Origin of the sequence: Ammoniphilus resinae, assembly GCF_017873965.1 — a bacterium.
Lineage (GTDB): Bacteria > Bacillota > Bacilli > Aneurinibacillales > RAOX-1 > Ammoniphilus_A > Ammoniphilus_A resinae.
This window is the reverse complement of record NZ_JAGGKT010000003.1, coordinates 20191-45865: the sequence shown is the minus strand read 5'-3', so window position 1 is coordinate 45865 and position 25675 is coordinate 20191. Positions and strand designations below refer to the sequence as shown.

At 39.3% G+C, this 25675-nt stretch carries 21 protein-coding genes, 1 pseudogene and 1 riboswitch; of the genes and pseudogenes, 6 read left to right on the top strand and 16 right to left on the bottom strand.

Features of this window, described 5'->3' with window-relative positions; translation table 11 throughout:
* Positions 1-25: 25 nt before the first annotated feature.
* The 5 genes from J2Z37_RS07305 to J2Z37_RS07285 all read right to left on the bottom strand — a co-directional run bounded on the left by J2Z37_RS07305 (position 26) and on the right by J2Z37_RS07285 (position 6918).
* Positions 26-235: a polyribonucleotide nucleotidyltransferase gene (locus J2Z37_RS07305; RefSeq protein ID WP_209809592.1), complete on the bottom strand. Its 210-nt coding sequence runs from the start codon at positions 233-235 to the stop codon at positions 26-28.
* A gap of 69 nt (positions 236-304) precedes the next feature.
* Positions 305-1177 carry a hypothetical protein gene (locus J2Z37_RS07300; RefSeq protein ID WP_209809591.1) on the bottom strand — a complete coding sequence of 291 codons (873 nt, stop codon included), beginning with the start codon at positions 1175-1177 and terminating at the stop codon, positions 305-307.
* A gap of 62 nt (positions 1178-1239) precedes the next feature.
* Positions 1240-5238 carry an S-layer homology domain-containing protein gene (locus J2Z37_RS07295; RefSeq protein ID WP_209809590.1) on the bottom strand — a complete coding sequence of 1333 codons (3999 nt, stop codon included), beginning with the start codon at positions 5236-5238 and terminating at the stop codon, positions 1240-1242.
* Positions 5239-5409: 171 nt separating this feature from the next.
* On the bottom strand, positions 5410-6126 hold the full coding sequence (locus tag J2Z37_RS07290; RefSeq protein WP_209809589.1) for a hypothetical protein: 717 nt from the start codon (positions 6124-6126) through the stop codon (positions 5410-5412).
* Positions 6127-6216: 90 nt separating this feature from the next.
* Positions 6217-6918 carry a flagellar brake protein gene (locus J2Z37_RS07285; protein ID WP_245203667.1) on the bottom strand — a complete coding sequence of 234 codons (702 nt, stop codon included), beginning with the start codon at positions 6916-6918 and terminating at the stop codon, positions 6217-6219.
* Between the two features lie 236 nt (positions 6919-7154).
* Positions 7155-7241, top strand: a riboswitch (cyclic di-GMP riboswitch).
* Between the two features lie 57 nt (positions 7242-7298).
* On the opposite strand from J2Z37_RS07285, the gene J2Z37_RS07280 reads away from it, so the two are divergent.
* The 5 genes from J2Z37_RS07280 (at position 7299) to J2Z37_RS07260 (ending at position 11850) form a co-directional block, all read left to right on the top strand.
* Entirely contained in the window at positions 7299-7607 is a 309-nt protein-coding gene (locus J2Z37_RS07280) for a hypothetical protein (protein WP_209809587.1), read from the top strand.
* 246 nt (positions 7608-7853) lie between these two features.
* Complete coding sequence (locus J2Z37_RS07275; protein ID WP_209809586.1) at positions 7854-8012, top strand: hypothetical protein; 159 nt, start codon at positions 7854-7856, stop codon at positions 8010-8012.
* 13 nt (positions 8013-8025) lie between these two features.
* Positions 8026-8334: a hypothetical protein gene (locus J2Z37_RS07270; protein WP_209809585.1), complete on the top strand. Its 309-nt coding sequence runs from the start codon at positions 8026-8028 to the stop codon at positions 8332-8334.
* A gap of 199 nt (positions 8335-8533) precedes the next feature.
* The gene (locus tag J2Z37_RS07265) at positions 8534-11125 is read left to right on the top strand and encodes an EAL domain-containing protein (protein ID WP_209809584.1); all 2592 of its coding nucleotides are present in this window, start codon (positions 8534-8536) and stop codon (positions 11123-11125) included.
* 263 nt (positions 11126-11388) lie between these two features.
* Positions 11389-11850 (top strand): chemotaxis protein CheX, encoded by a 462-nt coding sequence (locus J2Z37_RS07260; RefSeq protein ID WP_245203648.1) that lies wholly within the window; start codon positions 11389-11391, stop codon positions 11848-11850.
* Between the two features lie 278 nt (positions 11851-12128).
* Here the strand turns inward: J2Z37_RS07260 and J2Z37_RS07255 are convergent, their stop codons facing one another.
* From J2Z37_RS07255 to J2Z37_RS07215, 8 genes are all read right to left on the bottom strand, one after another.
* Positions 12129-12566, bottom strand: coding sequence for a YaaR family protein (locus tag J2Z37_RS07255; RefSeq protein WP_209809582.1), 438 nt, complete (start codon positions 12564-12566; stop codon positions 12129-12131).
* A 166-nt stretch (positions 12567-12732) separates the two neighbouring features.
* The gene (locus J2Z37_RS25770) at positions 12733-14754 is read right to left on the bottom strand and encodes a flagellin N-terminal helical domain-containing protein (RefSeq protein WP_280922177.1); all 2022 of its coding nucleotides are present in this window, start codon (positions 14752-14754) and stop codon (positions 12733-12735) included.
* Between the two features lie 14 nt (positions 14755-14768).
* Positions 14769-15224, bottom strand: a complete 456-nt coding sequence (gene fliS / locus J2Z37_RS07240) for a flagellar export chaperone FliS (RefSeq protein WP_209809581.1) — start codon at positions 15222-15224, stop codon at positions 14769-14771.
* Between the two features lie 58 nt (positions 15225-15282).
* Positions 15283-15579, bottom strand: coding sequence for an EscU/YscU/HrcU family type III secretion system export apparatus switch protein (locus tag J2Z37_RS07235; RefSeq protein ID WP_209809580.1), 297 nt, complete (start codon positions 15577-15579; stop codon positions 15283-15285).
* Positions 15576-17687: a hypothetical protein gene (locus tag J2Z37_RS07230; protein ID WP_209809579.1), complete on the bottom strand. Its 2112-nt coding sequence runs from the start codon at positions 17685-17687 to the stop codon at positions 15576-15578. Before J2Z37_RS07230 ends, J2Z37_RS07235 begins: the two co-directional genes overlap by 4 nt.
* Positions 17688-17705: 18 nt before the next feature.
* Positions 17706-18002, bottom strand: coding sequence for an EscU/YscU/HrcU family type III secretion system export apparatus switch protein (locus J2Z37_RS07225; RefSeq protein WP_209809578.1), 297 nt, complete (start codon positions 18000-18002; stop codon positions 17706-17708).
* Between the two features lie 465 nt (positions 18003-18467).
* Positions 18468-18794 (bottom strand): hypothetical protein, encoded by a 327-nt coding sequence (locus J2Z37_RS07220; protein WP_245203647.1) that lies wholly within the window; start codon positions 18792-18794, stop codon positions 18468-18470.
* Positions 18751-21135, bottom strand: coding sequence for a hypothetical protein (locus tag J2Z37_RS07215; protein ID WP_209809577.1), 2385 nt, complete (start codon positions 21133-21135; stop codon positions 18751-18753). Before J2Z37_RS07215 ends, J2Z37_RS07220 begins: the two co-directional genes overlap by 44 nt.
* Before the next feature lie 255 nt (positions 21136-21390).
* On the opposite strand from J2Z37_RS07215, the gene J2Z37_RS07210 reads away from it, so the two are divergent.
* The gene (locus tag J2Z37_RS07210; protein WP_245203646.1) at positions 21391-23409 is read left to right on the top strand and encodes a methyl-accepting chemotaxis protein; all 2019 of its coding nucleotides are present in this window, start codon (positions 21391-21393) and stop codon (positions 23407-23409) included.
* A gap of 74 nt (positions 23410-23483) precedes the next feature.
* Here J2Z37_RS07210 and J2Z37_RS07205 read toward each other — a convergent pair whose 3' ends face one another.
* From J2Z37_RS07205 to J2Z37_RS07200, 3 genes and pseudogenes are all read right to left on the bottom strand, one after another.
* Positions 23484-24578, bottom strand: coding sequence for a tetratricopeptide repeat protein (locus J2Z37_RS07205; RefSeq protein ID WP_245203645.1), 1095 nt, complete (start codon positions 24576-24578; stop codon positions 23484-23486).
* Positions 24579-24605: 27 nt separating this feature from the next.
* Positions 24606-24659, bottom strand: a pseudogene (locus J2Z37_RS26100) (lipoprotein); the annotation flags it as partial.
* A 223-nt stretch (positions 24660-24882) separates the two neighbouring features.
* Positions 24883-25608: a methyl-accepting chemotaxis protein gene (locus tag J2Z37_RS07200; protein WP_342453800.1), complete on the bottom strand. Its 726-nt coding sequence runs from the start codon at positions 25606-25608 to the stop codon at positions 24883-24885.
* Positions 25609-25675 lie beyond the last annotated feature (67 nt).

Sequence of the window (25675 nt, the reverse complement as noted above, 5' to 3'; positions counted from 1 at the left end):
AATTGGTTCTATGTACCTACACGCTTCACCCTTTCAGGTCAATGTTCTGACCTGCATAAGGATGGGGAGCGGGTTTAATCGACTGCTGTTCCACAACGCGCTGTGTTTGCCCGAAATCATCCAACATGGTTATCGCCTGTGCTGTTGCTGTAGCCTGTGCCGATTTGAATAGGTTAAGAGAGAGAGTCTGTTTTATCTCTGTGAGCTGTGATGCCATTAGATCACTGGGTCTCATTATGTTCACCACCTTTTTCATAGATTTCTAAATACTATTATATCAATAAAAGGATTGTTAAAACATCAACTATTTCGACTGCTTTTTAATCCATTTATCTACTCTATGCTTTAGACTATTCTCGTCCACTTTGCCGGGCTTGGTCAAGTCTTCACCTGTTAACAATTCAATCGCCTCATACAAATTTTCTTTGGCATCCATCTCATTATCGCGGACATCATCTAGATCATCCTCATCAGAAGATCGAATCCAATCCTCCATGGCCTCAAGTGCATCATCCTTGTCCCCCAATGCATCGTCAATGCGTTCAACAACTTCTTTCATCATTCTTCGTTCGCGTGAGCCCAGTTGATCTCCCAATTCTCTAGATAAAGCATACATTCTAGAACTTAGAATCCTGATCGGTTCACTTCTATAATAGTAGTTTTGCTTCAGCATGGTAATGTTAGGTTCCTGGTTTAAGTTTAACTTCATATAGATGGCATTTTCCATTCTTTCATTGGTTTCCAATAATCCTTTTAGGAGGGAATAAATATTCACGATATCTTGCTTCATCATCCCTGAATGGTAACGATTAGCCTCATAAGCAATTCCATCCATGAGCTTGCTAGCAACTTCCTCTCTGCTCATCAATTTCATAGAATCTGGCATATTCTCATACCAGTTCAAATTCGTTTCTCCACCGAAAAATAAGTAAAGACTATTCTGTGTTCCATCAAGGTAGTATGCTAGTTTATTTTGATTAAATAAAGGGTTGACGGGAACATAAATTTCTCCGTCGATCAATACAGCTTTTTCCTTTACCAACTCACGATCAATAGAAAGGTCAATCGGTGTGATCGAAGTGACCTTTTTTTCTGGCGCAGATGGCTGCGCACCTGCTGTTCCAACTCCTAATATAGTGATCATCATCGCGATCCCTAGTAATCTATACCTTCTCATGTTATCCTCCCTTTGAAAAAACAGCCTTCTTCCATGGGGAAGAAGGCTGTTCCCTTCATACTTTATTTCCCTTCATATACGGGTGGAATGAGCTTCAAGTGTGTCATAACTCGGGTCATCAGAATGGCTGCATCCCCCCTAAGCATGGTTGCCTTCGGTTCAAAGACTGAACCAGATTTCGGGTTATTCGGATCCACAGGGGATCCTTCGATTAATTTCGCCTTCGCGACAGCCAATACAGCAGGCATAGCATAATTACTAATTAAGTTATAATCCTTAAACAATTTAGTTAAGCTCTTTTTTGCTGCAACATTGGATGTAACTAACTTAAATTCCAAGGCACGTGCTAAAATAATAGCCGCTTCTTCGCGTGTAATTTTACCGCTCGGATTAAAGATACGCGGTTCGGTTCCCTTCACAATCCCTAAACGCGCTGCCGTTTCGATGTGCCGGTAATCATACAAGGAGGTCGGTGACAAATCTGTCAACACATCATCAAAGCTAGAAGGAACATTTTCAACTAAAGGAATTTGCAAAGCGCGTACCACCATGGCGGCAAATTCACCGCGGGTCGTTGGATAATCTGGTCCAAAGGAAGTAAAGTTCCTTGGCAGAATAACCCCTTTTGCATAGGCTGTTTCCATATTGTTTCGGGCATACGGATGACGAATCACGTCACTGAATGAATCATTTAACTTGGCAACAACATAATAACCAAATTTATCGAAAGGAACTTCAATTGTATTTCTTGAAGTGTTCACCTTTCCACCTACATTTTCCCAGAATCCTTCCGGGTTATAACGCATCACAGAAATGGAATGATTCGCACTTAACACAGCATTTTCATCATAGGCGATTTCCAATGTCCCCCGTTTTGTAGGGACTAATTGCCGATTGGAAGGAACATCATTATAATTGTAACGTTTGGGATCCATCTCCCTTGGATTTGGCATGATCGGCAAGTTACCAAACGGATACGAATCATACTCTGAAGTATTTGGGTCATCAGCCAACCCGCCATCAATCCAATACACCGGACTGATTTTCACAAAATGCGAGTCAAATGTATTGCGAAATTGGCTAGCTAACGAGGCAACCGTATCATCAAAATTCGCAGGTCTTTGCTTATTGGGTAGATAATCAAAGCGATCTACAACCCCGTCCTCACTATTCGCTATCGAATATAAAATTTGATGTTCCTCAAACACTTGTCCTCTTAGGTTCTGTGGTACATTATAGTCCGATCTGACCAAATAGGTCTGCGAAGGGAATTTCAAACTCAACTTTTTGTCAAAGATTTTGACTCCCTTGTTCATTGGGCTTAAGTACTGGGCTCCTGGAATCGTTGCTGGCGCATAAAAGACTTCGAACGAATCAGAGACAACATCAGTTCCTTTTGTAATTGTAAATTGGATTTCATTCGCTTTGTTTGGTTTTAAATCGGTAATAATCGCTCGCCAAGCATCATGCGAATCTGTAGCGTCATTGGTATCTCCATCCATGTCATTGTCAAAACTGACTTTTTCGGCAGGAATCTTATTAATCACAACACTATCGGCGTTTCTAGATTCAATGACAACTTCTAAATAGTTTTGATTAATTGTCTGTTGTAAGGCATCTCCTGTGACAATTGGCCGTAAAATTCGGTAGTTCATTCCAGGTGCACTAACCTCTAATCGGTAACTTGCCTTTGAACCACCATTTTCCCCGTTATTATAAACGGTAAATGTATAGACTAATTTAGAACCATCTGTAGGAACATTTCTATTTTTTATATCAAAAATGAAATATTGATGATCAAGGTCATAATAGACACTTAAATCTTTCACGTCATCCCCATCATTCGATAAAGCCCTGTTATCAGCAATATCCAATAATTCATCTTCTTTTAAATTCCATTTCGCCTTAAAACCATCTGAGCCTTCAACAACGAATAAATATTTTTCACCTGTAGGAAGGTCTCTAACAGCATCCACTACATCGCTTCTCTTTTTCCCAAGGTCAATAAAATCGAATGTCCCGGTAATATCCATTTCCGTTTCTTTCGTAGTGTAGATCCCATCGCTGCCATTGAATCGAGCATCAGGTTTTCTTTCCGTACCTGCGTACGGGAATACCCCATTAGTATTTGCTGCCGGAATTTCTGGAAAACTGATGGAATAGAGATTCAAAATAAATTTCTTTTCATAGGTGATATTCCCTTTTTCATAGCGAAATAAAAGGGTATTCTGTCCATCATGAAAATACGAGGACAATTTTCGACGATCAATCTGGCTAAGATCGGCCTTAAATTGATTAGCACTACTTCCACTTACAACCAAATCAACAGGATAGTTATTGATTTTAAATGTGGCCGCCCCATTAGCATAATCCCCTGCCGTCACGATAACATTTTCAATCTTCCCAGCAAAATCCTTTAGAACATCTTCGATCAGAGTGACTTTCTTTAGGTTACCATTCTCATCTGCTTCGCGAGCCGTATATCCATCAGCTCCGTTAGAAAGATTCGGATCATACTTGAAGATCATCTCATCAGATAGTCCCTCAAATGATAAAACAGGACCCGCTGCCGCATTAATTCGAACTTCTTGATAGATATCTGGGTATAAACTTTTATTAATGTAGATACGCAAGGTTTGTGTGCCATCAAACGGTAAGGAATTGACAACGATATCAAATTCATTGTCACTACCAACCGTTGGTTCTGCGGTAATGTCGGCCACCCCTTTACTTCCAAAATCATTAGTAACTTCGATGGAAGGTGCAAGAGTTGGAGAATGGGTTACTCCTACGCGAATGGTGAACGGTCTCTCGTTTATGATACTGTTATCAATCAAATCCCGAACATTATTTAAATCAACGTAATACTTAAGATAAGTCATCACAGGTGTATTTAAATCTAAGAATTTATAACTTAGAGTTTTAGGTGATTGGTCATCATAATCATTAATATTCGGGTTAAAACTTTCAAATCGGGGGAAAACCTCCGTCCCCATTGGGAAGGCACTGTCAGAAAGTTCGTTCCCATCATATGTAAACTTAAATACATAATATTCATTCGTTGTTTTTAGATTAGTGAAGATCACATTGGCTGGTGAACCAAGAATTGTCCCATCTGATTTTTCATGTGATATCCTTACAATTCGGTTAGGTAAGGGATTATTGGATGTGCCTTTTGGGATAATGACATATCCTTCAAATTTAGAAGCGGATCGAAGTTCAGAATTTGTTTTTGTGCTATCCACCTTTTTAATTAGGGGATTTGCAGATAAATCCTGAAAATCACTAACGTATGGCGTTGCTTCACTGTAGCTCATCTTCACATCATAGTAGGTCCCTGTTCCATCAAAATATACAACATCTCTTTTCACCTCAACCGTCTGGTTCGCATTCTTCAAATAAAAGGTTAAAGTGTTAAGACCTTTCGTCAATTTCACGCGTCCAACAATGAAGTAAGCTTCAATATCTTGGTTGACAGTTGCAGACACCGAATAATCTCCGTTCCGCACAATAACTTGATCAACATTCGGTGCGTTTCCTTCAATCGTGAAATACTCTCCACTGGTGGTGAAACTGTTCGTAACAATTGTCCGGTCAGAAGCATCTAGAGGAAGTTTCTTACCGCCCCCTGTAAATTGCAGGTTATACAATAAAGGGGTGCTAATATAGGTGATTTCGTATATATTTGTAATTTCGGTAGATCCTTGTTTCCCGTAAAAAGTGATCACATTATTCCCATCAAATAATTCCACATTAGCCACTGTAATGTGAACACCATCATCTGCAACAGTGACTCCGCGATTCATTCTTGCTGTTTCTTTCCCAGAAGAAACATTCTTGACAGAGTATGAGATTTCGTTTGGTGAAACTTGATTTAGTGTTCCGGTAAAATTAACGTACTTGTAATTTACTTTCGGCACAATATCCGGGAAAATAAAGTTGGTTTGCTTGCTATTATTAGCTCCGTTGTTAAATGTAGCAGCACCAACTTCTGGTGGATACAGGGGCAACAGACTCACCATGAGTGCTAGTACCACAAGAATGGACAAATATCTTTTCATCTTTTCCCCTCCATAAACAATTAGTTCTATCGATCTATCCCCCTTTTTCTATCTAATGGAAGTTTGGTAGACCGATCCCTCGAGATTCGACATTCTAATCATTATATCGACAAGAACCCGGAAACTTTTTACCATTATACTAAAATTAGGAGGATAGAACTATTATTTCCTTTAAGATTCCTTTCCGGGAACTTGAATCACATACCCTACCCACCCATAGCGGTTGCGACTAACTAAAACTTTCATATATTCACCTTTCATTTGCGGGAAAAGATCCCCTTGACCGAATAAGACAAAGTATCTTCCATTATGTTTAACAAGTAAGTGATCGGGACCGATACTTTTTAGCACCATGGCTTCTGCTCGATATACATAGAAATCCCCAATGATGTCCCCTTTCCAGGTTTGTATCCCACCATAAAGAAGCATTCCGCCAAGAAGGATCGGAATAATCCATATCCTGATTCGCTGCCATAGTGTCTTCCCGCGAATGACAAAATCCAAAACATTATATGCGAGCGGAGGACTCCCCTCCCCTTTCCAGATCCATTGATTATTTTCTTGGACATAGCCAATCACCTTTAAGAGTTTCAGAATGGTTTTACTTTGCAGGTCCAACTCTGTACTGATTTTCTCTAAAGACTCTCCCCGATTCAGCTTTTGGACCAACTCACCAATGGGCATTCCCAGCACCCTTATAATATAGTCCTCCACATTCCCATCCAATGGTTCTTTACGTCTATGTTTCCAGACAAATTTCTTATTTTCATATGAATATCCGAGGGCGATTAAAACCTTGGATAGGTTGATCGGATGCAAATGAGGATTTTGATTGATGTGCTGGATATCTCCACCATTAAATGCTTGTACAAGCTCTCCGATTTTCATGATGCAGCTGTGTTCCTTTCAATTGGAAAATAGGTACAAAAGAAAAAGGCGAGAAAGCGCCCCTTCAAGGTTCTTCCTCACTTTATATTTTTATAGATATAATTTTTTCCGCAACTCTACCTGTCGCTTAAAACAGTAACGAATAATTTTATCTCGATTACGTTCTTGAATTTCAGTGATCTTGATGGCAATCACTTGAACCAATCGCTCTTCGGTGGGAGGAATAACGCGAATAACCGTTGCATTGAATTCTAACAACTCATTTTCCCCTCGATCACGAGGTACTTCTATAACGCAATCTAATTCATTTCCTTTTGCAAAGCTAAGACTTTTATCAGCAGTGAAGGCGATTCCCCCACCACTTACATCAACCGTGGTTACTTGAACGGATTGATTACTTTCTACCGTTTTTAGTTTCAAAACTAAATTAGCGGGCACCCTTAGGTAGTCCCTCTGTTGAATCTTTATTATTTTATCTGGTTGCGGCATGGTAATTAAGAGTAAAGGAATATTCTCGTTCATTCTCTCAACCACTTTACTTTCGAAACCATACCTTGATCCTCCTTCTACTATAAAAGAAACTGCAACTTCCGAATCCTGTGCAAAGCTTTTCATTTTCCCATCTTCTTCAGAGATCGGAACTTCAATGGCTATTAAATCTCCTTTGAAATCTGCTATTCTTGATTTATGGTGCTTTGTTAGATTATCTTGATCGTTTATCATCTGAATAGATAACAACAAACCAACTTTCAGATGGTTTTCTATAATTTTCATACCCATATTATTGTTCATTTTTTTCAATGCCCCTCTCCAAAATTGTCCTATTACTATTAAGTACGTCTTGGGCGTGTTTTTACACTATGGAATTTAATACAACACAATACAATCGACCTAGCATTCTACCTTATAATATAACATAAAATAGGACTTTTTTCCTTTTTTCTGGGTGTTTAGTTAATGAATTTGTCGATATTCCTCGTTTTTGCTAGTGACTGAATCTAATTTACGGATTATACTTGGATTTAATGATTTCTCAAGGGCAAACTTATCGAAAGATAAGGACGCAAAGCCATCGGGTCTAAGGCAGAGGGTGCTATGACGGCTGGGTTGCAAAACATCACTAGACTGTCATAACATCACTTGCCCATTCTAAGCAATAGTGGGTGTGAGAAATGAACAATCATAAGGGATTGACTACAGGACAGCAAATTTTACGTTTTGTTAAACTATCACAAATAAATTCATCTCTACCTGTTTGGGGTGAAATATTTCATGTTCTTTATAAAATTAAAAGAAGCGCAGAAACTAGAAATCGTAATCTAATAGCCTATAAAGTTCAAGGGAATCATAACATGGAATACCATGTTGAGAATAAACGATTTGTTCTAACAGTGGACGAAATAACCTTGAACCTGAAAATTAATGAATTGACAACATCGATATTAAAAGGAAGATTCTTGCCTGTAGAAGAGGACAGCTGATCAAAACGATCAGCTGTTTTTATTTGTTTGGACCCTTAAATAATGAAATTTTTTTAAAATCTCCGCAGGAATATCTTATTGAGTATAGAATTGTTCTTTAATAAGAACAATTTGTTCATGAAGACTTTATTTATACCGTTTTTAATCTTTGAAGTACTTACAAAACATTTCCCCACATACCTTTTAAGTAATCTGTTTAAAAATCTCCGATCATGTTCAAAATAGTTTTAAAAAGGAGCGTTGAAAATGTCCAAGATCCTCTTGCCTAGTACAACTCGTTTGAAAATGATAGATCAATTGCTAGACACCTACAATCAATACATGGCTCTCTATCAATCCCTTCGGGATGAGCATTTTAAACGGGAAGCCGATCATGCCATCCAACTCATCCGCAGATTATTATAAAGGAGTGATACATATGGGATTCTTTTGGTTTGCGATTGGCAGCATTTTACTTTTTTCTCTCCTTTCTTTTCTATTGCATTCAAGGAAGCAGCCCGAAAAAAATCAACCAACAACGAATCGACTCATCTTCACAGCTCCTGTTGAGCAAAAAGACGGAGTTTACATCCGCAATCTTCGAACAAACGTAAGTGTTTTTATTCCCGCTCAAACTCAAGAAAAACAACCCGTTTCTGCTGCATGGATTGCCTCTGTGATTGGCGCAAGTATTGGGCTTGGTTGTTTGAGCGGTTATGGTTTATATAAGATATGGGAGTTGTTTTAACTTTTTAAACAAACTCCCCTCCCCACTCTACCCTCCTTCACCATTTTGCACACATCCCTGTTTATTTAGATAGCTAATAAAAATTCAATCCACCTTTACTTTTTAAAGTGTGGTAATATTTTCGAATGATTTATCCCCTCTTTTTATTGTATAATCTTAGTAAAATGTTTCGGTTATTATGATGGAAGGTGAAAAATGGATGGGTTTTTTGGAGAAGATTTTAAGTAATAAAAAGTCTATGATTTTTGAGTCGAGTCAAGGAAAAATGGTTACTTCTGATCTATTTTATCGATCATTGTTTGATTACCATCCAGATATCGTATTTTCTCTGGATTTACAAGGAAACCTTCTTGAAGCAAACCAAGCCTTTACGGATATCCTTGGGTATGCAGAGGATGAAATTTATGGTTCATTTCAGCGTTTTATCACAACGGAAGAAACCCCTCGTGTTCAGGATATATATAATCAAGCTACTCGAGGAGTGGCGCAAAATTACGATACGTTATTAATTCACAAAGATGGGGATACCATTGAATTTAATATCACTGTGATCCCTTTGGCTGTAAACGATCAAATCACCGGTATTTACGGAATTGCGAAGGAGGTCGGCGAAGAGAAAAAATTAAAAAATTTGCTCCAAGAAAGAAAACAACTCTACAAATCTCTTTTTGAGCACCATCCGGATGGAATTTCTTATTTTGATATTGATGGGAATTTTATTGATTGTAATCCGTCCTTGGAAAAGCTATTGGGCTTCGCGAAAAGTGAATTGATTAAGTCCCACTTTGATTTTTTAATACATAAGGATTTTTTAAAGGATACATGGAATGGGTTTTTTAAAGCTATGAAAGGCGAGCCGCAGAGATATGAAATCATTTGTGTTCACAAGCAAGGTCATGAAGTTTTTGTGGACGTAACCAATCTGCCCATTGTTGTTGACAGGAAAATCGTGGGGGTATTTGGAATTGCAAAAGACATCACAAATAAAAAGCATGAAGACATTACCCGTAAAAAAGCAGAGGAATTGAATAAATATCTTGCCTATCATGACGCTTTAACCAATCTGCCAAATAGACGTTTGTTCGAAGAAAAACTAGAACAAGCCATCCTCATCAGCAACACCTTACAACAAAAAATAGCAATCATGTATTTAGATATGGATCGCTTTAAATATATTAATGATACCTTAGGCCACTCTGTTGGAGACAAGTTATTAACAGAGATTTCTAAACGATTGCAGGAAAGTGTTAAAGATCATAGTGTACTTGCCCGAATGGGTGGGGATGAATTTATGGTGATCCTATCAAACATTACAGATACCAACCAAGTGGTTACGATTGCAAAATTCATGATTAATTTGTTAGAAAAGCCATTTTTGATCGATAATTATGAGTTGTATATTACAACAAGTATCGGAATAAGCCTGTATCCTAATGATGGAGAAGATTCACAAACATTAATGAAAAATGCCGATTCAGCCCTTCACCGAGCGAAAGAACAAGGGAAGAATACCTACCATATCTATACTCCGTCTTTGAATGTACAAACGTACAAGATCTTCACCTTGGAAAGAGACCTGCGTAAAGCCATTGAAAATGATCAATTGGAATTATACTATCAACCCATGGTCCACGCCGTCTCAAGTGAAATAGTAGGTGTTGAGGCTTTAATCCGTTGGAACCATCCTGAATGGGGACTTGTATCCCCAAACGAATTTATTCCGTTAGCGGAAGAAACTGGATTAATTCTTAAACTGAGCAAATGGGTTAAACAAGCAGCTTGTTCTCAAAACAAAGCATGGCAAAACACAGGTCTACCAACCATTCCCATTTCTATTAATCTTTCTGCCCATCGATTCCTACATAAAGATCTCTTAAAAAACGTGAGTGATTTCCTCAATGAATCGAATCTAGACCCGCAATACTTAGAAATTGAAATTACAGAAACCATTCTTATGGAAAACCGAGAGACTGTTTTAAATACGTTAAGCGAATTGAAAAAAATGGGTATAAAGATTGCTTTGGATGACTTTGGTACAGGTTATTCCTCGCTTGCCTATCTAAAACAATTTAAGGATAAAATAGACACCATTAAAATTGATCGTTCCTTTATTAAGGATTTAGAGGATAAGGATACCCAATTTATTCTTAGCTCGATTGTTGAATTAGCCCATCATTTAAACATGACAGTTGTGGCAGAGGGGGTGGAAAAACAAGAACAATTGAACTTAACAAGAAGATTCAAATGTGATATCATCCAGGGATTTATCTTTTCTGAAGCGGTACCAGCCGACCGTTTTACTAAGCTCTTAAAAATGAAACGATTAGATCCCATTGATCCCACGGGCGAAACAAGCGAAAAGATCTTCGAAAATCAGCGGAAATTTTTCAGAATTCAGCTTGATTTTCCATTGAGTGCTTCTATGACCATTACCCAGGTGAAAGGAAAAGAAGTTGAGCTTGGCAGCACAGAGGTCTTAATCGAAGATATCGGAATAGGTGGGTTGCGTTTTCTCTCCCAAATCAAGTTGGCTGTTCTTAAAGACATCATTCTTGAATTTAAAACCAGAATTCTTGATACATGGATTCAGGTGCAAGGTGCTATTGTTTGGCAGAGACAAGCCCAAGATGATATCTACCAATATGGATTAGAACTTATAATCCCCGAAAATGAGCGGACAAGTTTAACTCGTCTACTAAATGATTTTTCCTTGCAACTTCGAAAAAGCCCACTCGTTCCAAACTGCGATTTTGTTATGGTGGATAAATATAATTACCTTAAGATGAAATAAGTGAACGGACTATCACAGATTAGCTTATTGTTCCTTGTTCATATTAAAATTTTAAAAACACCTAATCCTTGTTGACTTTTTGACCCAGGGAGGCGGTGTTTTTCCCTTTATTTCGCTTCATAAAAAACGAGAGAGCTTTTCACTCGTGTTAAAAAATGACGAATTTTGATGAAAAGTATTGAAATTGGTAAAAAAATCCCTCATTATACATATATAAGACTTAGGACCTAGATTGATAGAGCGATCGCGAAAGGATGATATGTTTGTTATCAATTGCACAGCACAAAGTGAATACCGTTACCCATTTACTGAATGGAACCGTTTCTTCTCTACAAAAAACAATCCCATTAAATCTAGACATAGAAAAACCGCGTTTATTAGAAACACCATTAAAAATGATTTTTGGCGTGTTGGTTGGAATTACAGGTGATTTTAAAGGGAAGCTTGTATTATCTGGGGAGCCTGGTGTATTCAGCATAATTGGGGAAGCCATGTTTGGCATGCCACTTGATGGAGACATGTTGCCTTCTTTTAGCGGGGAGTTAGGAAACATGATTGCGGGAAGACTGTCAACGAGTATTTATGAAGATGGAATCAAAACAGATATTACCTCTCCAACCATTATGCAGGGCGATACTACGATTTCAGGATTCAAAAGTGCCGTTCATCTATCTGCCAGCTTCGAATCTGCAGGGAAAATGGAAATTCATTTATTACTAGATTGATAGGAACCAAGGATTAAATGAAAAACAGGAAGGGGTTGATCCCTTCCTTAACCTAGCACCTTTGGCCGACAGATTTAGCGGAAAATTTTTCCGCTAATCATGATTTCAAGTCAGATTTTAAACAAATAACGGAAATATTTTCCGTTAACTATGTCTGAAGACACTTAAAATCGGTCATTTGGTCCAATAGCGGAAAGTTTTTCTGTTATTTTGCTGATTTTCTTCCGATTCTCAAGGATAACGGAAAAATTTTCCGCTATTTCCACTTCAGCCGTCTTCTAAGCATAGATGTTCACCAACATCCCTTTGATTTCTCCCACTAGATCGAGAATGCGAAGACCCTTTTCTTCCTTTTTTAATACGGCGTCTGTTAGCTCCAGCAATTTTTTATCAACTTCCGTAATGATTTTATAAATTTTCGTCCGTCCCCGACGATTGAAACCCTGCCGTTCTTCTAGAGCCACCCCATTTTTCACGGTATCATCCAAAAGTTCTTTAACCAGGCCTTTATATTTCCGAAGTTCCTCAACTGTGCAGGTTTCAGCCAAAACCTTCCCTTGATCATCAATATCTTGAATTAATTTATGGAACTTCTCCATCGTGGCTTCATTGCGCTTCTTTTGCATCAATTCGGAGAAGGAAATACTTTCCCCCGGGACATCTTGTTTCCCTTTTATTTTTTCAAGCCCCGCTCGTCCAATTTTGCTGACTTCCATGGCTGCACAACCTTTCGGATCATTTCTACATCTTAATTTATCACATTGGTAGGGATTCTACATCTACAACCACTATGTACAAAACGAATTCATCCAAGGGTGAACAAAAAAGAGGGTTAAGCCATGTGACTTAGCCCTCTATCAATTGACCCTAATAGACGATCCCTTATTTAAGCAGTTGAAGAATCCCCTGTGGCAATTGATTTGCCTGAGCTAACATAGCTGTGGCAGCTTGATTAATGATATTGTTTTTCGTGAACTCCGCCATTTCCATTGCCATATCTGCATCACGAATACGTGACTCCGAAGCTGTTAAGTTTTCGTTTGTTGTACCAAGGTTACTAATGGTATGTTCTAAGCGATTTTGCACAGCCCCCAGATTGGCACGTTGCGTCGTAATAACCGTAATTGAGTTATCAATTACTGAGATCGCTTTTTCTGCTGCATCGTGGGTGGAAATATCAAGGACATACTCAGTAACCCCATTATTGGTTATGGTATTGGTTGAAGAATATTCCACATCAATTGTGCTTCCGTCATGGCCGGTAAAAGCCATCGTTGACGAAACCGTATGAGTCAGTCCAAGCGCAAATGCACGAGCATCATCGATGGATATCGCCAATTGGTCTCCTTTGTTAGATCCTATTTGCATCTGAAGGGCGTTATCTGAGCCGTCCTCTCCCATATCAGAAGAATTTGTGATCCCATCCCCAATGAAACCTAATGCGTTAGCTGCTGCCTTGTTTTCTATTGTGGCTGCTGTTCCATTGGTAATTTCAATTGTACTTAATTTCCCGTCTTTTGTATCTTCGATCGTTAGGTTTCCATTGGAGTGCGTAACATTCACAGTTGCAGACGACCCAGCTGCCGCCAAAGCCGTATTCACTGCATCTTGAACAGCGGTTGCTAAGACATCTAGATCAGTATAGGTTGCATCTGGAATAATAGCTGTGACTTCGGTACCTTCTACATTGATTTTTAATTCATTATTTTGATCTTTCCCATTTACAATTGTTGCTCCAACCAGACCAAGATCCGTTGCGGCATCCCCTCCAATGTTCGTAACAGAACTAGTTGCTCCAGAGGAGTTGCTTGCAGCTACAATTGCGTTCCCATTCAGTGAGAAGGTAACTGCAATGCCTGGAGCAGGAGTAGTTGCTAGCGTATTTAACTCATTAATTAGGTCAGTTGGTGTACTGTAGGTTCCTTGTGAAAGCGTAATGGTTTGTGGGACCCCGTCCAGTTCAAAAGTTAATTCGTCATTTTTCGCCCCACTAGTAGAGGTGATGGGGGATCCAAATAAAGTTGCTGCAGCATTTCCCCCGTCAATGGTAACTATACTATTTGCACCTGTGGTGGTATTGTCTGTGATTTGCAAAAAGCCATTTGAGTCAACTGCTGCTGTCGCCTGCCCCGAGCCGAAAGCTGCATCTAGTTCGGCTTTAATATCATTAATTAGTGCAGCTAAATCTGTTGGAGCTGTTCCATTATAAGTTACACCATCAGTCAGTACAATTGTTTTTTGTACTCCACCAACTGTTAGCGTTAATTCATTATTTGAACTATTAATAGTTATGGGGGTACCGGTTAAATCAGTATCATTAACTTTGATATTTCCTGTTGCAAACCCATTTGTATCCCCATGAATTTCAACGGGATTGTTAACAGCAGTCCCTGTCGCGGTTCCTTTGGTTGAAGCTGGGATAATTTCCACACTAGCGCCCAAGTCTTCACCTACAATTCTAGCAGGTGTGGCAACATTGGCTGATACATCCCCATTCAAAAGTTTCCTCGTATTAAAGTTCGTTGTATTTCCAATCCGGTTGATTTCATCGGTTAATGCATTGACTTCCTTTTGAATATTGACCCGATCCTCATCCGTCATCGTGTCATTCGCGGCTTGTACGGCTAGTTCTCGCATACGCTGTAAGATTGCGTTGGTTTCATTAAGTGCACCCTCTGCCGTTTGAATAAGGGAAATTCCATCCAATGCATTTCTTTCAGCCATGGCAAGCCCCTTAATCTGAGAACGCATTTTTTCGGAAATAGCTAGTCCAGCAGCATCATCTGCTGCCCGGTTAATTCTCAAGCCAGAAGATAGTCTTTCCAAATGCTTGGATATGGTTCCCTGGTTTTGTGATAATTGACGATATGTATTTAATGCCTGAATATTATGATTGATACGCATTTGTTATCTTCCCCTTATTCTTTTCTATCGATAGCTCCATAATTGTCATGAAAATCTTGATCGTAGGCTAATACCTTTTTTCGCATCAAGCGATTGGTGTTGTCTACCCCTTTCATCATTGCTTGGCTCCAAGCTTCTTGAACAATGTGAAGGATTTGAAGGACTTCTTCAAGTTTGGAAATATCCTTTTTAATGTTTGCCTCAATCAACGCATTAGCCATGTAATCATATAATGCTTCAAGTTGATCAGCAACAATTCCAGCTTCATAGTTTATGCCCGCCCCTAACCGATACAATAAATCATTACCTTTCTGGAGTAGACGGTTCGCCTCTATGTAATCCTTCTTTTTCATTAACACAATGGCCTTTTCTATTTTTTCTTTACAGGCCTGGTAGAGAAGGTTGGTAATTTCCTGGGGTGTTTTTTTATAGACTATTTCTTCTGTTAGCTGTGATAGTTTCTCTTCCATATTACCCCCACCATTTCGAGTTGAGTTATATATTATATCGACACGTTAGAATCATTTATTAAGCATTCTTCGTGATTTCCTCGATCATTAAAAAAATTTCAGCCATCACTGAATAAAGTTGTGGTGGAACCGAATCCCCCAGATCCATGTCTAGAAGATTTCCGATGAATTGGGAGTCTTCTTGTAAAGGGATGTTTTGCTCTTTTGCAAGTTGAATGATTTTATTGGCTAAGTTTCCCTTTGCCTGCGCAACAATCATTGGGGCTTGATCAAATCCTTCATTGTAACGAATAATAGCGGCTGATTGATCCTGTATTGCCCTTTTTCTATCGAAATGAAATGTTTTATGGATCATATTGTGAAATCAAACCCTTTCGGTGTTGCTGGAGCAAGGGGTTTCGTGGGTTCACTTATTTTTTTCTCGATTGGTTCCGTTGTCAACTTAGTAAATTGAAGTGAAGCAATATTGTATCCGATCTCCTCAAGCTTTCCTTTGCACCGATTAGCGATCGTCTCCATTTTTTCTTTAAAACCCGGATGGTCGTTTTTCAAGGTAATAGATAAATTCCGATTATTGGCATTCAATAAGATCCCCAATTCTCCAATTTTCTTCGTATCCATTAGAAAATATAAATTACAATTCTCCCAATCTATTTTCTGCCCCTCTTTTTTTCCGTTCACATAAAGCTTAACCGTTTCTGTTTTTGCTCCCATCATGAACGGTAAGGAGAAAAACATCGTTTGTAAAGAGCCTGTATCACTTTTACTTAATAGCTGCTGCCCCGTTATATGTTGCACGAATTCCTTAGCCTGCTGATCCACCTTAGAATCTAATGGCACATTTCCATCTGTATGAAGAAGTTTCATCATGACAGCCTTCATATTTTTTTGTAGGTGCTCCTCATTCCCCCCACTTTGTGGGGATACGAGGGATTGTGCTGCTTCGCTGTCATAGTTCAGACCAAGGGAGCGAAAAAGTTCAAAAGTATTTCTTGCGGAACCGTCCAATTTTTCCGAGCCAAGAAAGGGATCAACATGGTGTTTTACGACCTCTTTGACAGGATTCGTTTCATTGGGAAACTGATCAACCATATGTCTAATCTTCACATCAGCAGGACGCCAATTCAGCTTTTCTAACTTTGTTTTAATCTCTTGGAGGATTGTTGCCGCTTGTGCATTCTCTCCATTCGCTACTAACTTTTTAGCGGTAGCTAAATCCATGCTCATACCCAACATCTTTTTTTCCGTTTCCATATCCGCAAACATGATAAAATCACTTTTCAAAATAGCTTTGTCAATGATATCAATGGTTGATTGGATCATTTCCTTTACTTGCGGATAGACATTGTGTTTCATTCCGTCTGTAAATCTGAGCAGGATATCTAAATTTCGTGCCGCTTCCCTTTTAAGCTCTTTAAATTCAACCGTAGCTTGTGCCATCCGCTTGGTTATATGTGTGATGGCAATATCCCGAGCGCCCGTTGGAATTCCAGCAACCAGCTCTTCTCCTAGTTGGAAAGAGGTAAGACGCTCATCCATTGAATCGGTCCCGATCCGTTTGTCTGTATCGCCTTGTTGTAAAGATGCTGTTTGGGAATCGATCTGTGTTGTACTAGCAGGTACTTCGCTGCTCTTCATCTCCACTAATTGAATGGCTTGATTCACTCGTACCTGGGCCGAACCTTCCCTTCCCAGTTGGAGTAGCTGTTGGGCTTCGCTAAGAGCTCTTTCCAACTTGATTGTTAGTTCCCGATCAAGATGTGGAACGTTGGCTAAATGTTCACGAACTAGTTTGAGAGCTTTTTCTAGGTTGGGTTCCTGCTGTACTATCTCCTTGATTTGTTTGAGTATTTCTGGAACAGTCGACTTTGCTTCGAATGGAGAAGACGTTGGATCCAGGCCTAAGCTTGTAACTATGTCCATCAATTGCTGACCGATTGGTTTTCCATTCAAAGCCTCATGAACGGAATTAAGATGCAGCGGCGTGATCTCCACCCCCTTATTGATGATCATCTTCACTGTCTCCAGTTTTTGCTTGATTTCTCCCGGATACTTTTCCAAAAAGGCTGTTAAATTTGTGACAGCGGCTTTATCCAAAGGAAATCCTTGGTCTAGTGCGTATTTAAGTGCCACTCTTAATTCAGGTGTGGGAGAAACTCCAAGACTTCTTAAAATTTTTGCGAGATCTGCATCAACGCTTTGCCCTTTCCCCCCATCAGTCACAGCTTTTACCTTCGGGAGATCCCCATCAGACTTTACAACTTGTACTGTTACTTTATCTCCGGAAGGAACACTACCTTCGAATTTCACTTGAACATCTTTGCCCCGAATCTGGAGAATGGCTTCATTATTAGGAAGCCTTTCTTTAATCGTTGAAGTAACGATCTCTCCCTCTTTCATTTCCACAGAACTGTCCGTACGAATCCCCTGCGTAGGTTGAGTGGATACCTGTCCAACTTTCATTTTGTTTCCCTCCGCTTCCTATAATTTTTTCTCCAATTCCTCAATCATTATAAGGATCTCGGCAATAACCGAATAAAGTTGTGGAGGGATATTTTCACCCAAATCCATATCTATTAATTGACTTACGACAACAGGATCCTCCTGTATGGGAATCCCATGCTCCTTTGCCTTCTCAATAATTTGTAGAGCTATAGCGCCCTTACCCGATGCGACAACAGTTGGAACATTGTCCTTTTCTTGATCGAATCGAATGACAGCAGCCGCTGGCCCGTTTACTTCTTTTTTTCTTATTTGGTTAAACCATTTTTGGATCATCCAATCCAATCCTTTCAAACGTATCCGAATTCACTCTATTGTTTTTATCGGCAAAAAAGAAGAGTTTGTTAAGGGGAGAGGTGGGGGGAGGCTGCAAACATAGGATAAAAGATAGAATTTGATCTACTTTGCAATCATGATGACCACTTTAGCATTTTAAAATGGGTATTTTGGTCTTCATAGGCCCGATGATGACCGTTTTCTCACTTCCAAATGAGCAATTTGGTCTTCATAGGCCCGATGATGACCATTTTCCCAATTCCAAATGAGCATTTTGGTCTTCATGAGCCTGATGATGACCATTTTCCCAATTCTAAATGAGCATTTTGGTCTTCATAGGCCCGATGATGACCGTTTTCCCAATTCCAAATGGGTATTTTGGTCTTCATGGGCCCGATGATGACCATTTTCTCATTTTCAAATGGACACTTTGGTCTTCATGGGCCTTTTGTTTGATCAGCTTAATTACCCTAAATTATTAAACAGATTTCCATCGGGGTTTGTTTGGAAATAACCTCCTCCTTGTTCAACAGTGAGGTCATGGTCTGTGTTGCCGTCTCCATCCCTCCAGTAGCCATCAACATGAACACCATCTGCCCGGTCATACCCGTGCACATAGTGTGGATCAACAAAATGTTGATGTGGGTTGATACTGGACTCAGACACAAAGGTTTCTGTTGAAGATGTGAAGGGGCTTGTCTGGGATAAACCCTGATTGCTACCGCCTCCGTCAAGCGATGAAAATGGGTCAGATTGACCCAATTCTTGGGATTTCAATGGATTTTGGAACATATTTTACCTCCTTATTGATTAAACTAGCAAATTCAGCACCGACCTGCAGAGAACCCTCGATTTGATCGATTAAGTTTTCCTTTTTCATCATTTCCGATTGATCAACAGGTAATTGCTTAAACGTATAGTACTGAGAAATTCTCTTAAACAAACCTTCTTTAATCTCCGGATTCGAAAGTGCCTTTTGGTAGATGGGAGCTAATGAATGGAAGGTCTGAAAGGCAGCTCTATTCACTTCCGCTACATGATAAGGCACAAGGGTTTGCATCATATGATCAAAAACATCTAGTGCCTTGGTCATATAAAAATCCAACCGATTATACTCATTTTCTATTCGCATCCGCTCTAATCTTTCAGCGTCCCTGCTCGAAAAATAATTATTCAGCCCCATGAAGGCCCCTGGCAAGAGGAAGGCGTATCCGATTCCACCTGTTAAAGCACCTAGTAGAATCCCAGTTCCTGTTACTGCTATCGAAGTATCATACCCTCTTTTCTCTTTTTCCTCGATAAACTTTTGCATATCCGCCTTTGGAATAATAATAGAAGAAACAGCTGAAAGCGCACTTTCTATTTCATGTAAAGATCCCTTAATTTGTGAAGTAATCCCCATTAGGTTTCGTTGAAGCCCCCGATATGAATCCTCTTGGAGCTCAGATCCTAGCAATTCCTGACCATCCCGATGTAATGATGCCGGAAAATAAATGGCGACCGCATCCAAGCGTTTCTTTTGTTCCTGGATGGCGTAGTACATATAATTGATGAGATCCGCATTTCGATCATTTTGGTTTTTCACCTGATTGCGGATTTCTTCTATCCCTTTCTGCAAAAGAAACAACTGGCCAAAGAAATAATAAAGCAGGTGATCATTGGCTAGCCTTGTCCAACTAAGATAGAGTTGATCTTCAGAAACCTTCCCAACAATGGGTGCTTTTGTATAAAAATAAGTTTGGTGAATCAGAAGTGGAACTAGCGCTGTGGGAAGATGAATATCCTGGGTTTGATTTCCATAGACCATACGAACTGTACTAAAATCCCCTTGAGTACCAGTGACTGAAAAATCCTTAACCTCTTGGTTGGCAATCGAAAAGAGTTCCTTATTCTTGGCCTGTTTAAATACTAAACGGTTCATATCCTGTTCTAAATAAAAAGGTTGATGATCTGATGTATATCCGATGGAAAGGTTCTTTTCTCTTCGTACTTTCTCTTGGATGCCCTGCTGAATCGGATCCTGCGGGGATACAAGCAGTAGACCAATTTCTCGATCTAATAAATGAAGAAGAAAGATCTTATTCTCATTTTGGACAGTCGTTAATTCCTGAAGAGAAATCTTCATTAGGGTTAAAGTATTGGCAAATAAAAATAATAAATCGCTATGATGTAATAGAAGATAGATGGGCTCCCTAGGAAAGTCCGCCCCCTTCAGGCGGCCGCCGATTTGGTACGTGCCATAAAACTTTAGATCCTTTTTCACCAATTGATCATCATATCGTTTCTTTGCACTCGAAGTTTCAAATTCCAGCACATAGGGGATTTCATTCTTCATTACTACCGCCATCGTGTGATTCGAATGAAAATACCACTCATCATGTTTAATCGAAAAGGATTGTAAAACCTTATGTGAAGCTTCATCAACAAGAAAGACCTGATCCCCTCGAAAAACCATGGTGATCTCCGAAGAGCGAATTTTGCCTCCAGCCTTATATTGCAATCGTACCGGACACAGGGTAGTATCTTTTCCAACTAGATCATAGAGTTTCGGCGTTCTCTTCCATTGATCCTGGATCTTTTTCAATTCATCTATTTTTGGATTGAAAATATAAAGCGTAGCATATTCATCTCCTTTAAAATGACCCTTGATCGTCATTTTCCCGTGTTCATCAAAGGATAAGGAATCTACCCGACGAAAAGGAACAGATTGGCCATTGAACTGGAATTCATTCTCAAGGAAGATTAAATCCGCAAGAGTATAAGTTGTTCCCTGCCATTGGATATAACTGGAGGTGGTGTTAACAAAAGTAAACTTGTTCTTCGGAATGGAAGAGAACAAGTTGATAAATTCCTCCACACCCATCATGAAATCAAAGGTTAATTTCCCATAACTGACACTGCTAAGCTGAATTAAATGATTAAGAAAGGTTACATTGATTGATAAACTATAATCAATTACCTGTTCCGATCCGAATATTCCCCCTGTGTCATGGGCAATCACCCGACCATAGTTGGTTATACACAACGTATGTGTTCCAACCATTGACTTATCCCCGAAATCAAAACCTCCCGACCGATCATAGACGGAGTATTCTCCTGATTTTAGCTCAGCACTCATCTTACTATTAATCACTGGTACATCCTCCTCTGATAAATCTAGTTGTCTACCCCTAATTCCTTTGTCCTATTACAGTATAGGAAATTTTAGGTAGCTAGACAAGAAAGAGTTGGATACTAGTCCAATCTTTTCCTACCTTTGCAAATATTTGAACACAAATGAATCTTACTTCTTTCATTCTAAATATTTACAAATCCGGTGTTTTTATCTATCATTTTGAAGGTCATGTAACTTTTGTCCTATGTGGAATATATAGAGGAGATGAACAGCTTGAGTCTACTAAAAAATCGAAGGAAGAGGTTTCAGTTTTCCCTACGAGATCGCCTTCTCATGTCCTTTGCTTTGATTTTAATCATTCCGAGTATTGCTATAGGTGCGATGTCTTATGATGCAGCTAAGAGTAAAGTGGAAGAGCAAATGATAAAAGCATCGGAAACGAATATTAACCTTCTAAATGAAATTATTAGCAAATTTATTCAAGGAAAAATGCAGGAGGTCGATCTGCTCTCACAAGATCTAAAAGGTGCTGAGGTTCAAATTGAGGCGGCAGGGGCCAATCGCGGGGTAAGTCCTTCAATTAGAAAGGAATTAGAAACTTATAAAAACATCCATCCCGAGGCTGAACTTGCATTTGTGGGGACAGAAAAAGGGGTCTATATTAATGTGCCTGATCTCAAAAATCCTCCGGACTATGATCCACGAAAAAGGGTTTGGTACCAGCTTGCGATGGAACATAAAGGGGAAGTCATCATCACAAGCCCGTACCCCTCTGCCTCGACAGGCAATTTAGTTTTGACTGTCGCCAAGGTGATGAAAGACGGCCAGGGTGTGGTTGCCGTTAATGTACAATTAAAAGAACTTCAAAAAATTACGAAGGAAGTATCAATTGGTAAAGAAGGATATGTTTACGTTCTGGATTCGGATCGCAAATATGTTTACCATCCAGAACAAGAGGCAGGAAGTGAAGCACCTAAAAATGAGCAAAATGAAAAGCTCTATAAAAGTACCTCCGGATCCTTCGAATACTTACAGAATGGTACGGAAGCAAAAAGACTGAGCTTCACAACCAACGAATTAACAGGTTGGAAATTGGCAGGGACGATGTACACCAATGAAGTGGACCGTGAGGCCTCTACTATTTTAAACACGATGTTTTGGGTCATCGCGATTGCTATTATTATCGGGGCTCTTGTTGCTCTATATATCGTAAGGTCTGTCACTCGTCCGATTGGACAAATCGTATCGGCTACAGATCGTATTGGCCAAGGGGATTTAACAGAAAAAGTAACCGTTAATCGAAATGATGAATTAGGAAAATTAGCCGAACGGTTTAATGACATGGTCGATTCCTTGCGCACTGTCTTGCTTCATGTTGATGAAAGCTCCAATCAATTGGCAGCTTCCTCAGAAGAACTCTTGGCTAGTTCCGAACAAACGACAAGCGCAACCCAACAAATAGCCAGCTTAGTGCAGGAAATGGCAGAAGGTGCAGATAAACAAGTTCAAAGCGTAGATAGTAGTTCTGAAACCGTTCAACAAATGTCAGCAGGGATTCAACAAATTGCCACCAGTGCTCATGATGTTTCCGTATCTGCTCAAGATACCACGACCCGATCCGAAGAAGGAAGTCGATCCGTTCAAACTTCAATTGAGCAGATGAACTCTATTCGAGAGTCAGTCAGCGGGCTGGGTGTGGTCATCCAGCAATTAAATGAGCGTTCGAACGAAATTGGAAAAATTATTGAGGTCATTCAAGGGATTGCCAACCAAACGAACCTATTAGCTCTCAATGCAGCAATCGAAGCAGCTAGAGCCGGTGAACACGGAAGAGGATTTTCCGTTGTTGCCGATGAGGTGCGGAAATTAGCTGAAGAATCTTCCCATTCGACAAAGCAAATTGAATCATTAATTGATGCCATTCAAAACGACATGGGCCAAGCCATCTATTCCATGAATGATACAACACGTGATGTAGAAAATGGGATGGAGGGGATTCAGAAAACCGGACAGTTATTTGATACCATTCTCCAATCAGTCAATCAAGTAGCTGAACAAATCCAAGAAGTATCGGCATCTGCACAACAAATGTCAACTGGGACGAAACAAATGAGCCTTTCTATGGACGAAATTGCAGCTGTGACAGAAAACACAGCATCTGGAACTCAAAGTGTTTCTGCCGCAACCGAACAAACACTAGCATCCATGGAAGAAATCACTTCTTCTTCCAGTGCTTTGTCAAAATTGGCTGAAGAGCTACAAGAACGAATCCGACAATTTAAACTGAGGTAGAAAAAAAAGACACCATCCAAATCTTTGGTTTTTCCAAAGGTTAGATGGTGTTTTTTTGAGATGAGAAGACTATTTTACTGCTCTTCGGGTACAACTGAAAATCCGTACGTTGTTCCAATGGCTTTAAAAACATACTTTTTACCATTTTTAACTATAGATTTCTCTCCGTTTTGGGTATGTTGCAGAGCTGTAATAATCTCGTCCTTTGCTTGATTATCTCTTTCTAGTACAGTCAGAATTCCTATGATCCCCTTCATGTATTCCTTAAAATCGTCCTTTGTGTAAGTCGTTCCGTTTAGTATTAGTCCTTTTATGTTACCATCACTGTTGACGACACAAGCCATATTGATATTTTGGGTTAAGTCTATCCTGAACATGTCAAGAGGGACGGAATCATCCTTGGGTATATGTCTGTACGGATAATTACTTTTCAAGTTTTGGTTAAACTGAAGAATGAAATCATCTATTCTTATTTCCAGGGAAGGTTCTGGCTTAGCCTTTACCATTGCCTCTTTTGTAATTTCTAGGAAACGATTATTTACGAATTCTCCATTTATTTCAGAAGCAAACTTACCATCAATCACTTCTTGCGCGATTTCCTTCATTGCCGAGTATGCTAGAGTGATATCGGGGTCTTGAAATTCGGCAATTGTATTTTCTAATGAAGGGATGTAATTGGATCTATAAAAGCCGGAATATCTTGGACCACCAACATTGATCAACTTTTCTTGTTTCAGGTCAAATTGAAAAATGTCGATCCAATAGGGTTTAAACGCTTCCGGAAAATCAAAATCTGATATAATCGGAACTTGATCTAAAATTTCCGCGGTGCCATCCCCATCTAAATCCTCAAACGTCGTGGATTTCCCGTCAAAAGTCGCTTCCTTTTTCTCCCCATCTTTTGTAAATTGAATAACTATCTCTCCATAGTCCCCCGAGCCACCTCCGCTCTCGAAGGAATAATCTAGAATGGTATCCTTCAATTCTTTCTGTGTTAAAGTTTTTCTGTCCACACTGGAATCATCCATATTAGGCTTCAAAGATTCTGCAGCAACAGCTAAATTTTCCTTAGCCTCCTTACTATCTGGGTCCTGCTCTAATGCCTTTTGGTAATGATATTTGGCTAATTCAAAGTTTTCCTTCGAATATTCTAATTGGCCTTGTTCCATCTCATATTGAAATGTGTCTAAACTATTATTACAACTAGTTAAAATGAAAAGAATACTAAAACCTAAAATTATTTTCCTCATCTTCATCCCTACCATGAATAGTTTTTCCAGGTAAATAAAACCCTGGCCCTGGATAAAATCCTCTTATAGATATAATGACGCATCAATTTACAAACTTCAACAATATTTGCAAAGGAAAACTGTATCTTTTAGATGAAGAATAAATTAAAACCAATCATATAGAAAAAGGGGTGATTGCCGAATTAGTCTTCGCACAATCATCCCCCTAAATTGCGGAACGTTACTACAATTTAAATTTTGTTACAATACTTTGAAGGTCTTCGGCCATTTTAGATAATGTAATGGAAGCGGATGAAATTTCCTCCATGGCTGCATGTTGTTCCTCTGCAGAGGCGGCAACATTTTGTGCATGAGCTTCTGTTTCTTTAACAATTTCCTCAGTATCTTTGGATGATTGGAATAACGTTGCCATTTTAGTATTTATTTGTTGGATGGCTATAGAGATCCTTTGGATTTGATTGCTTACATCGTCCACTTCAATCGTTATTTCTTCAAACGCCTTTCCTGCTTGGTTGGCTAAGGTAATGCCTTTTTCAATAGCTTGGTTATTTTCCCCCATTGCTTCTACAGTTTTTCTAATTTCTTGTTGAATATCCTTGATTAATTCATTAACCTTTCCACCTGACTGGCTAGACTCTTCTGCCAGCTTCCTAACTTCTTCCGCGACTACTGCAAATCCCCTTCCATGTTCCCCTGCTCTGGCTGCTTCAATAGCAGCATTTAACGCTAATAAATTAGTTTGCTCTGCAATAGTAGTGATTATTGAGATTACATTTCCAATTTGTTCAGATTTTTGTCCTAATACCTGAATTATTTCTTTCATCGCATTACTTGATGTATCAATGTAATTCATTTGTTCTACGGATTGGGATACAATCTCGTTTCCTAATGTTGCCGAGTTTTCTGCAGATAAGGAAGATTGGCTTACCTCTTGTACACTATTAGAAATTTGCTCAATGCCTGTAGAAATGTCAGAGTTTCTTTAAATATTCAGATCTGAAGTAGATTAATCTCGT